General features: G+C 64.4%; 13 protein-coding genes. 2 read left to right on the forward strand and 11 right to left on the reverse strand.

The window, feature by feature from the left end; all coding sequences use genetic code 11:
* Positions 1 to 156: 156 nt before the first annotated feature.
* The 8 genes from BLT60_RS20765 to BLT60_RS20800 all read right to left on the reverse strand — a co-directional run bounded on the left by BLT60_RS20765 (position 157) and on the right by BLT60_RS20800 (position 9,065).
* Positions 157 to 906 carry an SDR family NAD(P)-dependent oxidoreductase gene (locus tag BLT60_RS20765; protein ID WP_090879675.1) on the reverse strand — a complete coding sequence of 250 codons (750 nt, stop codon included), beginning with the start codon at positions 904 to 906 and terminating at the stop codon, positions 157 to 159.
* Positions 907 to 969: 63 nt separating this feature from the next.
* Positions 970 to 1,944 (reverse strand): ABC transporter permease, encoded by a 975-nt coding sequence (locus BLT60_RS20770; protein ID WP_090879677.1) that lies wholly within the window; start codon positions 1,942 to 1,944, stop codon positions 970 to 972.
* Positions 1,944 to 3,524, reverse strand: coding sequence for a sugar ABC transporter ATP-binding protein (locus BLT60_RS20775; protein WP_175478558.1), 1,581 nt, complete (start codon positions 3,522 to 3,524; stop codon positions 1,944 to 1,946). Before BLT60_RS20775 ends, BLT60_RS20770 begins: the two co-directional genes overlap by 1 nt.
* 102 nt (positions 3,525 to 3,626) lie before the next feature.
* The gene (locus tag BLT60_RS20780) at positions 3,627 to 4,802 is read right to left on the reverse strand and encodes a substrate-binding domain-containing protein (protein WP_175478559.1); all 1,176 of its coding nucleotides are present in this window, start codon (positions 4,800 to 4,802) and stop codon (positions 3,627 to 3,629) included.
* A 117-nt stretch (positions 4,803 to 4,919) separates the two neighbouring features.
* On the reverse strand, positions 4,920 to 6,305 hold the full coding sequence (locus BLT60_RS20785; protein WP_090879686.1) for an aspartate aminotransferase family protein: 1,386 nt from the start codon (positions 6,303 to 6,305) through the stop codon (positions 4,920 to 4,922).
* A 104-nt stretch (positions 6,306 to 6,409) separates the two neighbouring features.
* Entirely contained in the window at positions 6,410 to 7,402 is a 993-nt protein-coding gene (locus BLT60_RS20790) for a 5-oxoprolinase subunit C family protein (RefSeq protein WP_090879689.1), read from the reverse strand.
* Positions 7,396 to 8,340, reverse strand: coding sequence for a 5-oxoprolinase subunit B family protein (locus BLT60_RS20795; protein WP_090879692.1), 945 nt, complete (start codon positions 8,338 to 8,340; stop codon positions 7,396 to 7,398). The genes BLT60_RS20790 and BLT60_RS20795 overlap by 7 nt, the downstream gene beginning before the upstream one ends.
* The gene (locus BLT60_RS20800) at positions 8,337 to 9,065 is read right to left on the reverse strand and encodes a 5-oxoprolinase subunit PxpA (RefSeq protein ID WP_090879873.1); all 729 of its coding nucleotides are present in this window, start codon (positions 9,063 to 9,065) and stop codon (positions 8,337 to 8,339) included. The genes BLT60_RS20795 and BLT60_RS20800 overlap by 4 nt, the downstream gene beginning before the upstream one ends.
* 402 nt (positions 9,066 to 9,467) lie before the next feature.
* Between BLT60_RS20800 and BLT60_RS20805 the strand changes: the two genes are divergently transcribed.
* Together BLT60_RS20805 and BLT60_RS20810 are read left to right on the forward strand one after the other, a co-directional pair.
* Positions 9,468 to 10,202 carry a GntR family transcriptional regulator gene (locus BLT60_RS20805; protein ID WP_090879695.1) on the forward strand — a complete coding sequence of 245 codons (735 nt, stop codon included), beginning with the start codon at positions 9,468 to 9,470 and terminating at the stop codon, positions 10,200 to 10,202.
* A gap of 2 nt (positions 10,203 to 10,204) precedes the next feature.
* Positions 10,205 to 10,867 (forward strand): aspartate/glutamate racemase family protein, encoded by a 663-nt coding sequence (locus tag BLT60_RS20810; protein WP_244521372.1) that lies wholly within the window; start codon positions 10,205 to 10,207, stop codon positions 10,865 to 10,867.
* Positions 10,868 to 10,931: 64 nt separating this feature from the next.
* On the opposite strand, the gene BLT60_RS20815 is transcribed toward BLT60_RS20810, so the two are convergent.
* The 3 genes from BLT60_RS20815 to BLT60_RS20825 all read right to left on the reverse strand — a co-directional run bounded on the left by BLT60_RS20815 (position 10,932) and on the right by BLT60_RS20825 (position 14,482).
* Positions 10,932 to 12,857: a glycosyltransferase family protein gene (locus BLT60_RS20815; protein WP_139167911.1), complete on the reverse strand. Its 1,926-nt coding sequence runs from the start codon at positions 12,855 to 12,857 to the stop codon at positions 10,932 to 10,934.
* Between the two features lie 160 nt (positions 12,858 to 13,017).
* The gene (locus tag BLT60_RS20820; protein ID WP_139167912.1) at positions 13,018 to 13,221 is read right to left on the reverse strand and encodes a hypothetical protein; all 204 of its coding nucleotides are present in this window, start codon (positions 13,219 to 13,221) and stop codon (positions 13,018 to 13,020) included.
* A 166-nt stretch (positions 13,222 to 13,387) separates the two neighbouring features.
* Positions 13,388 to 14,482: a hypothetical protein gene (locus BLT60_RS20825; RefSeq protein ID WP_090879707.1), complete on the reverse strand. Its 1,095-nt coding sequence runs from the start codon at positions 14,480 to 14,482 to the stop codon at positions 13,388 to 13,390.
* Between the last annotated feature and the right edge of the window lie 33 nt (positions 14,483 to 14,515).

A 14,515-nucleotide genomic window follows, 5' to 3' on the forward strand; every position in this document is an offset into this window, starting at 1 on the left:
TCCAACGATGGAAGACCGACTCGATGCGTTGTCTTGGTCGATGCCGACCACGACGGAGCGGCATCGGCCTATTTGTCTCGATCGGAGTTATTGCAACTCAGCGCTTGCCACGAAACGCATCGAACCGCTGCCTGCCGTGACGAGGGCCGCAGTCGGCTACAGGGCCGACATACCGCCGTCGACGAAGTAGTTGCCAGCAGCGACGAAGCCGGCTTCGTCGGACGCCAGGAAGACAAACATCGGCGCCACTTCCTCCGGCTCGGCACGACGGCCAAGCGGGGTGAAATCCATCAGCATCTGCGCCTCTTCCGGTGTCACCGTGCGTGACATCGGCGTGTCGATGTAGCCGGGCAGCACGCAGTTCACGCGTATGTTGTTCGGCGCGTAGGTGACGGCAGCGTTCTTCGACAGCATCACCGCCGCCCCCTTGGCGGTCTGGTAGGCGACGTTGTTCTTGATGCCGGTCCACCCCCAGACCGAAGCGACATTGACGATGGCGCCGCCACCCATCTCCATCATCCCGGGGATCACCGTCTTCATGCCGAGGAACATGCCGACCGTGTTGACCTCGAAGTTCGCCCGCATCGCGTCAAGGCTTTCCTCGTGCACCGGCTTGCCGCTGGAACCGATGCCGGCATTATTGATCAGTACATTCGGTTGCCCGAACGTCTCGACACAGGCCCCCAGGGCGTCGGCCCAGGCCTCTTCGCTGCGCACGTCCAGTGTCCGGAACACTAGTGACCCAGCGTTGTCGGCGACCGCTGCCTGCAGCATATCTCCCGGGTCCTTGATATCGGCGGCAACCACCTTCGCACCCTCTGCCACGAAGAGCCGCACCGTCGCCGAGCCGATGCCGGTCGAAGCACCGGTGATGATCGCGATCTTGCCGTCCAGCCGTCCTGTCATGCCTTTACCCTTTGTTTCATCGGGGTTTGCGGGAGGTCGCCACTGCGGGCGATCCCTTCGCCCCTACTTCCTGTTGACCGAAACCGCCCCGATGATGATCAGCCCCTTGACCACCTCCTGGATACTCGTCGACAGGCCCATGACGATGAGGCCGAAGCCGAGAATACCGATGAAGATGGCGCCGACGACAGAGCCGAGAATGAAGCCGCGTCCACCGAACAGGCTGGTTCCGCCAATGATGACCGCGGCGATGACATCAAGTTCGAGGCCCTGACCGAGGATCGGATTCCCGGCGGCGCTGCGCGCGGACAGGACCAGCCCGGCCATAGACGCCGTCACCCCGCACAACGCGAAGGCGATGATCCGGATGAGGTCCGTGTTGATTCCGGAGAAACGCGCAGCGATCGTGTTGCCGCCGGTGGCCAGCGCCCGCTTGCCGAACACCGTCATGTGCAGCAGGTAGAAACCGGCGACGACCGTGACCAGCGTCCACCATATCGGCGCCGGGATGCCGAGCATGGTTCCGCCGGCGAGAACCTCGACATACTCGCGATCGACGATCGGCACCGGCATCGACCCGGTGAAACTCAGCGCGAGGCCGCGCAGGACGCTCAGCATGCCGAGGGTGACAAGGAAGGACGGGATCCGGAGCTTGGTGACGATGATGCCGTTGATGGCGCCGACGCCAGCCCCGAGGAGCAGCACGAGCGGCGAGGCAATCCAGCCGGGGACGTCGTTGTAGAGAAGCATCGCAACGACCATCGCGGCGAAGCTGACATGCGATCCGACCGACAGATCGATCTCTCCGCAAACGATGACGAAGGTCATCCCCACCGCCATGATGGTCACCACCGCGGTGATCCGCCCCACCGCGCCGGCAGTGCCCCAGGTCGCGAAATTCGGGGCGAAGATCACGAAGAAGCCGATGATGATGATGAAGATGATGTAGGTGACGTGCGGCCCCGGGCTGAGCAGCCGCCCGAGCAGCGCACTTCCGGGGTTCGGTTGACTAACCGTGCTCTGCGTCGCGTTGGACATCAGGCAGCCTCCTTGCGTTTGGCATCGATGTCGGCCTGCAGGGCCGCGCGGAGCTCCGTCTCACTGGCGCCGCCGGGCAGGGTTCGGCCGAGCGACCCGTCGACCATGGTGATGATCCGGTCGGCAACCCGGGACAGCTCTTCCATCTCCGAGGCGATGAGCAGAACCCCCATCCCCTTCGACGCCGCTTCACGAACGATCAGCCGCATCTCTTCCTTGGCGTTGACGTCAACGCCCGAGGTTGGCTCGTCGAGGATGAGGAGTTGCGCATCGGTGGCCAGCCATTTGGCCACGACCACCTTCTGCTGGTTGCCGCCGCTCAGTTCGGAAGCGCGTTGACGGCCGGACCGGCAGACAATCTTCAACTGGTCCCGCATGTAGCTGAACAAGCTGTCGGCGCTGTTCGGCAGAACCATCGGAAACCGCCCGTTGCCAACGCGAAGCTTCTTCAACGTCGGCAAGGCCATGTTGATGGCCAGCCCGTGATCGACCACGAGGCCTTCGCCCCGCCGGTCCTCCGGAACGAAGCCGATGCCGGCGGCGATGGCGCGTGCGGGCGAGCCGGGCTTTACCGGACGCCCGTCCACCTCGACCGTACCCACCGCGTCGGGAAGCAGGCCGAACAGCGCCTTGGCAAAGGTCGAGCGGCCGCTGCCGACCAGCCCGGCGAGCCCGACGATCTCCCCCTTGGCAATGGTCAGATCGACGCCAGTCCGCAGCTTGCGTCCGGTCCGCAACCCCGCGACCCGAAGGGCGGGGAAGCCGTCCGGCGCGATCGTCGGGATGGCGACCGGGTCCCAGTCGATCGCCTTGCCGCCGCGCGACATCATCTCGGCGATCTGCCGCGTGTCGGTCTGGCCGGTCTGCTGGGTCGGCAACAGCTGGCCGTCCTTGATGACACTGATCCGGTCGGAAATCTTGAAGATCTCGGACATGCGGTGGCTGATGTAGATGATGCCGATGCCCCTGGCCTTGAGCGTGTCGATGATGCTGAAGAGCTTGTCTTCCTCGCGCACCGTCAGCGACGACGTCGGCTCGTCCATGACGAGGATACGGGCGCCGCTTGCCAGCGCCTTGACGATCTCGATCATCTGCCGCTGGGCAAATCCGAGGGTTTCGACCCGGGCACCGGCCTGGATCGGAAAATCATAGGTGTCGAGGAGTTCCTGCGACTGTCGGCGAAGCTCCCTGACATTGATCCGCCATCCCGGTCGCCGCGGTTCGCGGCCGATCAGCAGGTTCTCCGCGACGGTCAGGTTCGGCAGCAAGCTGAGTTCCTGGAAGATCATGGCGATGCCACGGCCGAGCTTGCTCTGGACCGACTGGTCGGTGACGTCGACACCGGCGACCAACACCTCGCCGGCATCCGGACGATGCACGCCAACCAGGATCTTCATCAGCGTCGACTTGCCGGCGCCGTTCTCGCCGAGCAGGGCGTGGACCTCCCCGGCCCGCAGGTCGAAGTCGATGTCCTTCAGCACCTCGTTCTCACCGAAGGACTTGTGGATGCCCTTCATGACAAGGAGGGGACTATTGCCCTCCTCCCCGGTGTGAGGCGCATTGGCACCAGGCGCTTTCATAGGCTGCATTCCCGGATCGACAGGCACGTCTGTTCGCTGCGAAGTGGACCGACGGGCGCCCCTGTCCGGGACGCTCGTCGGCCACAGGTTTCTATGCCGGCGTCAGAAGCATTCGCCGTCGCACGCCTTGATCACCGACTCCGGCGGCGGCTCCTGGGTGACTTCCTGGAGGGCGCTGAGCAGGTTGATCTTCTTGACCTTGAGGGCGGCGACCGAAAGATAAGGCGGAACCTCCTTGCCGAGCAGAGCCGCAGCCGCCGCCTTGGCTTCGGCCATGCCCTGCATGAACGGCCGCTGGGCGCCGATCGAGTAGATCTCGCCATTGGCAACCGCCACGGCGCTGTCTTCGCCAAGATCGACGGTCGCGACGAGAACGTCACGGCCAAGGGTCTTGGCGGCGTTGGCCGCCTGGATCGCCGGCGTGTCCCATACCGCGAAGATACCGCCGAGATCGGCGTTTGCGGTGATCATCGCCGAAGACGCCGAATAGGCGCCGGTCATGGTGCCGGGAAACTGGGCCGGATCCACTTCGGTGATGTCGGGGTACTCGGCAAAGGCCTTCCGTGCACCGGCCTCGCGCGCAACGATGACATAGGCGGAGTTGTAGACCGTGGTCAGGATGCCGACCTTGCCCTTTCCGCCCATCTCCTCGGCCATCGCCTTGGCGGCGAAATAGCCGTTGGCCTCGTTATCCGACGCAATGACGGAAACGTAGTCCTTGCCGGGCTCCATATCGACGGGAACGTTGTCGATGAAGACGATCTTGATGCCCTCGCCGGAGATTCGCTTGAAGACCGGCGAAGACGACACCGGGTCGATCGGAATCGACAGGATGACGTCGGGCTGGCGGGCGGCCAGCTGCTCGAGATCGTTGAGCTGGGTCGCCGGCTGGCCCTTGGCCTCGGTCACGGCCACCAGTTCGATGCCGTACTCCTTGAGACCGGCGGTGATGCCGGCCACCTGAAGCTGCGGCCAGGCCGCGTCCATGACATTCATGGAGATCGCGGCGGTGAAGTTCCCGTCCTTCAGCGTCTGCAACTCTTCGTCGGTGAAGGTGATCGAATCCGGCGACGATGCGGGCGGTCCCTCGGGGAAGCCGACGACGGCCTGGCCGCGCGGCGACAGCGGCATCGGCTCCATCATTTCCTTCGCTTCGGGCGGGATGTTGTCGGGCCAGCTGTAGTCCTGGGCGACAGCGGACGTCGCCATCGTCGCAACGACGGCGAGCGGCAGGGCTAACGTGGTGAGACGCATTCTCTGGAATGGATGTCGTGTCATTGTAGTCCCCTTCGGTAGGATAACTGGCTCTTTGGCATTCCCTGCTTGCGGGTGAACTGTCCCGCCGAATTCGCTCATGTCGGCCAGTGGATCACGAGCGGATATTCTTGCCGGCGATCAGAAGGCGTCGCGCGACCAGGCCAGAGCGTCATCGAGCGTCTGCCCGAACCGCTTCACGAGTTCGTCGACTTCCTCCTCGGTAATGACGAGGGGCGGGCAGATCGCCATGCTGTCCTGAACGTTGCGGATGATGATCCCGCGCTTGTGGCCCTGGTCGAAGAAGTAGGCTCCCAGCCGTCCGAGCGGATCGAACGACCGCTTGCTCGCCTTGTCGGCGACGAGTTCAACCGCAGCTATGAGGCCGACCCCGCGGATTTCACCGACAAGCGGATGATCGGAGAAAGCGGACCGCAGGCGCGTCTGGAGATACTCGCCGACCCGGGCCGCGTTGCCGAACAGGTCGCGCTCCTGGATGATTGCAAGATTCTCAAGCGCGACCGCAGAGGCGACCGGGTGCCCGCTGGTGGTGAACCCGTGGCCGAAGGTGCCGATCTTCGCGGTGTTGTCGGCAATGGGCTGGTAAAAGGCGTCGGTAAAGAGCACAGCCGACATCGGCAGATAGGACGACGTGATTTGCTTCGACAGAACGAGGATGTCGGGGTCGATGTCGAACCGCTCGCAGGCGAAGGGCGTGCCGGTTCGCCCGAAGCCGGTGATCACTTCGTCGGCGATGACCAGGATGTCGTATTTGCGGCAGATCGCCTGGATCTTCTGCCAGTAGGTCTTCGGCGGAACAATCACGCCGCCGGCCCCCATGACCGGCTCACCGATGAAGGCGGCAATGGTTTCGGGGCCTTCGTCGAGGATCAATTGCTCGAACTGTCCAGCCAGCCGGCTGGCGAATTCCTCTTCGCTCTCGCCCTCCATCGCAAACCGGTAGTGGTGCGGGCAAGCGGTGTGGAGGATGTTGGCGATCGGCAGGTCGAAGTCGCGATGGTTCCAGGGCAGCCCGGTGAGGCTGCCCGAGGCGATGGTGATGCCGTGGTAGCCGCGAATCCGCGCGACGATCTTCTTCTTCTCCGGCCGGCCGATGGCATTGTTGTAGTACCAGACCATCTTGATGACGGTGTCGTTGGCCTCCGAACCGGAGTTGGCGAAGAACACCCGCGCCAGCCGCTCCGGCGTCATCTTGACCAGCTGTTCCGCGAGGTCGATGGCCGGGCCGTTCGCCTTGTGCGCGAACGAATGATAGTAGGGCAGCTTCCGCATCTGTTCGGCGGCGGCCGTCACCAGCCGCTCCTCGCCATAGCCGACGCCGACGCTCCAGAGCCCGGCCAGTGCCTCCAGATATTCGTTGCCCTGGTCGTCGTAGACGAAGACCCCCTTGCCATGATCCATGATGATCGGCCCGCGCTCCTCGTGGGCGCGCGCATTGGTGTAGGGATGGAACGCGTAGGTCAGGTCTCGCGCGTATTGCGAATTGACGTTGGGCTGGGGCTTCATTTGACTTTCTCCAGTGGCGCGGCTGCCCGATGCAGTCCGCGCCGGTATGCGATCTGTCGCGATGTGCGCGACGCTTGGGGGCGCGAGCGATGCTGGCGCCGCGTTCATGACGCGTCGCCCTCGCCCGAAAGCGGAATCAGGCTTGCCGCCGAGGCCCGTGCCTCAAGCGCGGTGCGCATCTCGATCGCCTCGTCGACGCTCACCCGCCGGAAGACCAGCGTCTTGTTCGGACGAAGCTGGCCGACTCGCCACAGGGCGGCCGAGACCACGACGATGGGCGTGATGAAGCCGCCCTGGCTCGGCCCGTCGAGCGGCAGGATGATCGGCGTGTCGCCACAAAGATTGACGCCGCCGATGGCGTAGCCGGTGTTGATGACGTTGGTCGGATCGGGCCCGTTCTCGGCCGCCTTGTCGGTAGCGCGCGATGCGAAGCCGACCTCCGGCCCGGACAGCCGGATGCCGGTCCGGTCGCTGCGGCTCGAGACGGTCCATTCGCCACCGACCAGCGCGTCCCGGCCGGCCGCATCGAGCCAGTCGAAATGCGGACCCGCCGTGACTTCGATGATTGCCGTATCCTCGATCGACGGGATGGTTCCCGGGGCCACCTGGAGGCGCGGCTGCCCGGCGCGGGGTCCGGCGAGCGCCAGGATGTCCCCCGCCGCGAGGGCCTTCCCGCCGATGCCGCCGCGGGGAAAGGTCGAAGCGCTGCCGAGGACCGGTGCCTTGTCGAAGCCTCCGGCAACCGCCAGATAGCCGCGCATGCCGACACGAACCGGCCCACACTCGAGCACCTGTCCCCGACGCAGTGTCAGGGTCTGTCCTGTCTCGACGCGTACACCGTCGATCGTCGGCTCCGAGCCGGACACAACGGCAAGATCGACATCGCAGTCAGCCCTGAGCTTGGGGCCGACAAGCTGGAACTCGACCCCCGCAGCGCCGGGATCGTTGCCGACAAGCTGGTTTGCAAGCCTGAATGCCAGGTCGTCCATCGGTCCCGACGGCGGAATGCCGACGCGCCAGAAGCCGATGCGGCCGGGCCAGTCCTGGACCGTCGACTGCAAGCCAGGCTGCAGCACTTCGAGGTGCGGCGTCACCACGGGACCGCCTCCCCCGTCTCAAGTTCGGCGACGTCGGCAGCCCATTTCCGATAGCCCGACAGGGTGAAGAGCTCGCCTTCCGTGATCTGGAAGCGATAGGCGCCGCGATCCGCGGTCGCCTGTATCTCCTCGAACTCGGCGACATCGATGGCGTTGAACTTGACCCGGTCGCCCGGCTCGAAGAGCGTCGGGCGGGAGCGGAACGCCGACAACCGGGTGTCGAAGCTGAAGATCGGAATCGGCGTGCGACCGATCAGGTGATAGCCGCCCGGCGTGTCCATCGGATAGATCGACGTGAAACCTCCGCCGACGCCGATCGCGCCGGTGACCGTGCTGAGACGCGGCGGGTCGTATTTGGGGATCGAATGTCGACAGCGCGGGTCGAGCGGCATCATGTCCGGCAGGCCGGGCCAGAACCCGACACCGCCAACCCAATGCTGGGTGAAGGCGTGGCGGCGGACAAAGGCTTCCGGGCCCGGCAGACCGCTGATCTCCGCAACGAATGTCGGGTCGTCGCCGATCGGCTTGATGGTGCGGGAATAGATCTCGACGCATTCGCGCGTCCAGGGGTCGAGATAGCAGACCGGCACGTCGATCAGCCGCGACGGGACGACGACGTCGTCCTCCGCCGAAACCTCCGACCAGATCGCCTCGACACGGCTGCGAAGCTTCGCCGGCGCAAGCGTGGTGGAATCGAAGTGGATCAGCACCGAGATGAACATCGGCAGCGTCTCGATCAACCCGTCGATCTTTTCGTCGAGCAGCCGGTTGGCGAGTTGAACGGCACGCAGGTTGAGGCCGAGGTCCATCGACGCGCCGAGCTCAAGCAAGCAGTAGCGATCGCCGGCCGCGAGCCAGCGGATGCCGCCGAGATCAACGTCCTCGCCGTCAAGGAAGGCGTCGCTTTGGCGCTCGGCGGACAGACCTTCGGCGGTCATGTGACGCTATCCAGGAAGGTCCTGATCGCGCTGGCGATGTCTGGGCTGTTCGGCGTATCGGAGTGAATGCAGACAACGTCGGCCGTCACCGGTATCCGGGTGCCCACATTCGTCGTGACCGAGCCGGTCTCGATCACCTGCCGCACCTGATCGACAACGAAACCCGGGTCGACCGGCTCGGGATTGCGCGTGATGACCAGCTTGCCGTCACCATCATAGGCGCGGTCGGCGGTGAACTCGGCAATGACACGGATGCCAAGGCGGCGCGCCACCGCGGCAGCAACGCCCTTGCTCTCGCAGATCCAGGCCATCCCCGGATCGACAGCGATCACCGCGTCGCCGAATGCCGAGGCGAGGTCCTCACGTTCCAGCATCGCGTACATGACACCGTGCGGCTTGACGTGCTCGCACCGGACGCCTTCCGCCTCGATCAGCGCCTTGACCGCGCCGAGCTGGTAAATAATCAGGTCGGTGAACTCGAGCGGCGCAATGTCCATCACCCGACGCCCGAAGCCCATCAGGTCGGGCAGCGACGGGTGGGCCCCGCAAGCGACACCATGGGCTTTTGCAAGACGCGCGGTCTGCCGGATCGTCGTCGGGTCACCGCCATGGAAACCGCATGCGATATTGGCCGACGTTATGTTGGGGATGACCAGCGCGTCCTGCCCGACGGAAAGACGCCCATAGGACTCGCCGCAATCACAATTGATTCCGAGCCGAGGCATCTTCCTATCCATCCCTCTTACGCAGCCCGATTGTCGACAAGGATCGGCGTGCACGCCGTGAGATGGTCGCCCGGCCCTGACGAGCCCATGAGCACCGCCACCGGCCCGATCGTTCGATCCGCAATGCCATAGCGCCTCACCTCAGGCACCCGCGTATTCACTGGCCTTGGGCCGATATCGGCGCGGGCTTTCACGAGTCACTGCTTCCATTTCCTCATCAGGGTTTCCTGTCTATTGTCGACAGCATAGAGGCGGCTCGCAATTCGCGTCAATCAGGCGATTGCTTAAAATCCGCCTCTTCTGTGCATAGAAGATGAGCGAACGCTCTCGATTGCTTGTCGACAGGTCGGGCATGAGTTACAGTTTTGGCGTTCGATCAATGTCCAGAATCAGGAAGCGCTGATGCCGGAAGCGAAGAGCGGGAACGCGCCCTCTTTTGACTCTCCGCCGACCCTCGTCTCCGCGGTCGTCGCACACCTGCGCGATGCCATCCTGCGCGGCGTCTATCCGCCGGGGGCAGCGCTGCACGAGATCCCGCTGGCGCGGCAGGTGTCGGCTTCACGCACTACGGTACGCGACGCGCTGCGGACCCTCAGCGAGATCGGGCTGGTCACCATTCACGCCCGGCGCGGCGCGGTCGTGGCCTCGATGTCGCCCCAGCGGGCGCGCGAGATCTTTACATTGCGAGCCGTGCTCGAAGCCTTCGCCGTGCGGATCGCCCTGACGGAGGGCAAGATCCGAAGTCGCGAACTCGCCGAGATCGAAGCGGCGTTCGGACAGCTCCAGCGCTCGATGGAAAGCGGCGACACCTACGCGATGATCGAGGCCGACATGGGCTTCCACTGGGCAGTCTGCCGGCCATGCGGGCACGAGATCCTGCTGGATCAGTTGCGCGGCCTGCAGGCACAGACGCGGCAGTTCATCTTCTTCACCAAGTTCTATGCCTCGGACGCAGAAGGCGAAGTCGAGGCGCATATGCCGATCCTGATGGCCATCCGCGACTCGGCCTCCGAACGCGCTGCCGCGGCGATGCGCGATCACATCAACAGCGCCGGCGAACGGCTGCTGGTCAGCATGCTCGAACAGACGGCGGAAGAGCCTGCCCGAAGCGAAACGACCAAAACCAGGGAAGTATGAACATGGGCGGGCAACTAGCGCTGGTACACACCGTTCCCGGCCTCATTTCGACATTCGAGGAGCTGGCGAAGCAGCACCTCGACGGATGGACGACATTCAACATCGTCGACGAAAGCCTGCTCAGGAACAGCATCCGCGACGGTTCTCTGGGCCAGACCACGATGCGCCGCCTCGCCGGCTACGTCATGTCGGCGGTCGATGCGGGCGCAGATGCCGTCCTCGTCACCTGTTCGTCGGTCGGCCCCGCGGTGGACGCGACCAGGCCGTTCTGCCCTGTCCCTCTGGTGCGTGTCGACGAGGGGATGGCCGACAGGGCATCGGACGTCGGCGACAGGATTGGCGTCCTGGCGACCCTCAATACGACCCTGGAGCCGACGCGGGAGCTCATCGAGCGGCTGGCGCGAGCGAAAGGCAAGACGCCGCGCATCGAAGCCCGGGTTTGCGAAGGGGCTTTCGACTTGCTCTCGAAGGGCGACCGCGAAGGCCACGACCGGGCGGTGTCGGAAGGGCTGATGGCGCTTGCGGCGGAATCAGATGTCGTCGTACTGGCACAGGCCTCGATGGCTCGCGTGATGGACGGAGAAAAGGGCGTGCGACCGGACGTCCCGGTTCTTTCGAGCCCGGAGCTCGGCGTGCTGCGGCTGAAGACCTATCTCGGCGACTGACCTTATCCCGATCCGGGCGCGCCAATGCGTGACGCCGGGCAAGAAGGCGCCGATGACGGAGCCGTTAGCCGGCCCCGCTTCCTCCGTCGCCAAATAGCGACTTGAACGAGACATGCGGGAGGTCGTCGACGCCGCCACCGGGGGTCGCGTCGTGGATCGTGCCGCCGTGGTACTCGATCGCGTCCCGACAAGCGATCAGTTCCCGTCTTTTGGCGATCAGCACCGGGCGGGGGAACGGTGGCGCCGCATCGGCACCAGGCTCTTCGGCCTCGGATCGTCGCGGGCGGGTCAACTCATGGCCAACGAGATAGAATTCGCGAAAGCCGAGATAATAGGCGATCTGGATCGCCACCGTCGCGACACTCGTGCCTCTTGCTCCCTTCGGCAGGTATGTCTCGAACTGGTCAAGGAGCGACTCGCCGGGCGGGTAGGCTTCGTACCAACGGACGTCGTTTCCGTCCCTGAGGAGGCCGAAGAAGCGCTGCGGGAAGAAGTAGAGGCTGCCAGTCAGCCCGTTCACCGTCTCGGCGATCTGCGACGCCAGATGCCAGTCCAGAACCGTATAGAAGGTCGGAACCCAGTTCTTCCTTTCGCCGATCTTGTAGGTCCGGTTTGTGCCGAAGCTGCATTCGCCTTCGAGCAGGCTGAAGTCGAATTGCTTCGGCCTGAACTTGTTGCCGAAAATAAAGATGCGCCGGCCGTAGTATGTGTTCCGCATCTCCCGAAGTCGGGCGAGGTCGGCCCCGCGCGGAGTCACGCGCATCCGGTTCCAGGCGTCACGCCGGGTTTGCAGCCAGTCCTCGGCATTTCCGACGTGTGCATCGAACGGCTTGAGCTCGGGATCGGCGGCCGCCAGGTCGTCGGCCGAGACCGTGGCTTGCGGGCTGGCGGGTGGAAAGGCTGACGTCTTGAATCGAATGATGGCTGGCCCATCGCCCCGAAAATCCGACGATTGCAGTTGGTCGATCCGGGCAACCATCTGTTCTGCAACGCGAGCCCCGGCGAATGTCTGATTGACCTCCGGCGCATTCGCCCGAATGGCGCGATAGTCTTCGGGTTTCTCAAAGACATCGCGCATGGCGCGCGACAATTTTGCGGCATCTATCGAAGCCCAGGACTGGCCGCGATAGACTCGCTTGTTCTTGATCAGGTCCTCCCCCGTCAGGACGTGGGCTGGCTCCGGAGGGATGAGGACGCTGTTTTCCTTCGTCATGAAGGCGGTGTTGCCGCCCCAGTCGACACCGATGGAAACCAGTCCGAGCTGCATCGCCTCGAAGGCGGGAAGATCCCATCCCTTTCCCCGGTCGCTGGAGACATAGGCGTCGCATGCGGCAAACAGGGACCAGAGGCGTTCGTCGTCGAAATCGCCGCACAGCACAAGGACGTGGGCGAGGTCCGGATCATCGATGTCGAAATCCGGAAACACCACCTTCCGGACAATTTCACGTGCTCCGCCAAACCCGTCGAAGTGACCCGGAAGCTTGACCACCATGGTAGCGTCGTCGGCAGCGGTAAATTCGGACAGGTAGGCGCGCAGCACCATGCCGATGTCCTTCCGGTCCCAGGCCGAGGCGACGGTCAGGAATCGAAACCGGTTGGCCTGAGACAAATTCATCGGCGCGATGGCGTTCTCGGCCAGCGCGGGGTTTGCCGGAATAGGCATCACCTGAAGGCGTGCGGCCGGGATTCCGGCGTTGCGGAATGTCTCCCGGTTGAATTCAGACGGCACCCAGACCTCCTCGCAGCGCAGGAGTCGCCGCAGCCATCCGGTGGGCAAGCCATCGCATTCGAACATGGTAGAGGAGATCAGCCGGATGCTCCCCTTGACCTGGAATGAAGGCAGACCAAGCGGCGTGTCGCTGACAACGAGGACAACGTCGCGACCGGATTCAAATGTGAGGCTCGTTATGCCGTCCCGCACCGAGACGGAGAATGCCGCCCTCGAATCGGGGCCGACCACCATTCCGGAAACGATATCGAATACAACCACGTCGAAATCGATCGAGCGAAAGGCCTCGAGATAACGTCGGGTCGCTGCACCATAACCAAAAAGAAAACTTACGCGGCCCGCCCACAACAGGATCGGGCGGTCTCTCCTCATGATTGACGTCATTGCAGACGGCGCGCCTCGTTTGACCTGATCGCCATGCTCATGGCGAGCCGTCACCTTCGCGCCGCAACTGGCGGTTTTCCCGGATCAACTCATCGATCTCCTCCGACTGTCTTGTATTTTCTTCCTCAAGGAGAGCGATCTTCCTGTCCTTCTCCGCATCGGTGCCCGCCGACCATTCTCTCAGGGGCTGGTCACCATCGGCGTAGAGGAAATGGACTCCAGACTTTTTTGCCTTGTTCATCCCGTCTCGTCTCTGCATCGCCCGGTGGCCAGGCGACTTGGCGGCTGTCAAGACGCGAGCAACCGGCCCGGCCAGAAGATCCCGGCATGGGCGGTCCCTTCGCTTCTGGCGAAATGTTACCGAGCGCCAACGCGAGCGGAGGCTTAACGCGAATTCGCGGCGGGGCCTAGTCCGGATCGCTGTTGGAAACAAATGAAGGATCGCACGGGGCATAGACGGCGTGGCCATCGGCGTCGTGCAACGTCACGCCGCCCGGCGCCGGGGTGATATCCGCGACGCGACCGAACCCCGGTGGCACCGCGGCAACGCCGAACATATAGGAAATCGCCACCGTCCCGTTCGGATCGAGCGTTACCGCCGTGGGGCTCCCCGACTCGGCGACCGGGTTGTCGCCGATCGAGCGGGAATGGCTCAGGTGGAAGTAGCCGCATATTTCCTCAAGGCCGATGGCCCGGCGGTGCCGGCCGTTCCACGGCGCATAGTCGCGGCCGCCGTCGCTGAGCCACATCAGGGTCTGCGGCAGGACGCGCGGATCCTTCAGCGCGAACCACACCCAGCCTTCCTCCGCCGCGGTCGCCGCCGTCCAGGCAAACGGACGCGTGCGATCGGCAACGATCATCCAGATCTGCTCGTAATCCTCGGCGGTCGGAAACACTGTCAGGTCGACCGTGCCGCCGTCGGCGCGCCGGGCATGGTGAAGATCGGTGATCACCTGCCCCTCGGCCAGCAGCGCCCGGCCGTGCGGCGGCTCCTCGACCGGCTCGGGCGGGGTCAACGCCGTGATCCAGGGCGAATAGGCGAGTTGCAGACGCGTCTTCGCGCTCAGCATCGCGTGATGGCCAACCGGCAAACGCCCGTCGCCGCCGGCCAATGTGTGGCGCTGATAGACGACCGCCTCGCCGGGACGAACGGTGACCTGCTTGGTCACCGTCGCGCCCATGACGTCGCCGTCCAGAACGGCCGTGAGGCCTGCCGCGTCGGCTTCGGTCGCCCGCCACGTTCCGCTGGCCGGCAGGCCGTGGACAGGGAGATCGCCGGGCAGAATGTCGCTGGTGCCGAATGGCGCACAGAAAAAATCGCCGCGCAGGATTTTCAGGATCGGCGGGGTGTCTTCGGGGAGCGCTTCGTGTTCCCAGGGCGCCGTATGCATCGGGCGGATATCGCGTTCGCCATCCAGCGAGAAGACGACATCGGAGAGATGGCCACCGGTCTCGGTGACACCGAGGGACACCCGATCGGATTGCAGGGGGAACAGCTTCAAGGGATGGCCTGCCTTTGCGACGTCAGGAACAGG

This window comes from Bauldia litoralis (assembly GCF_900104485.1).
In the GTDB taxonomy this organism is placed as follows: Bacteria; Pseudomonadota; Alphaproteobacteria; order Rhizobiales; family Kaistiaceae; genus Bauldia; species Bauldia litoralis.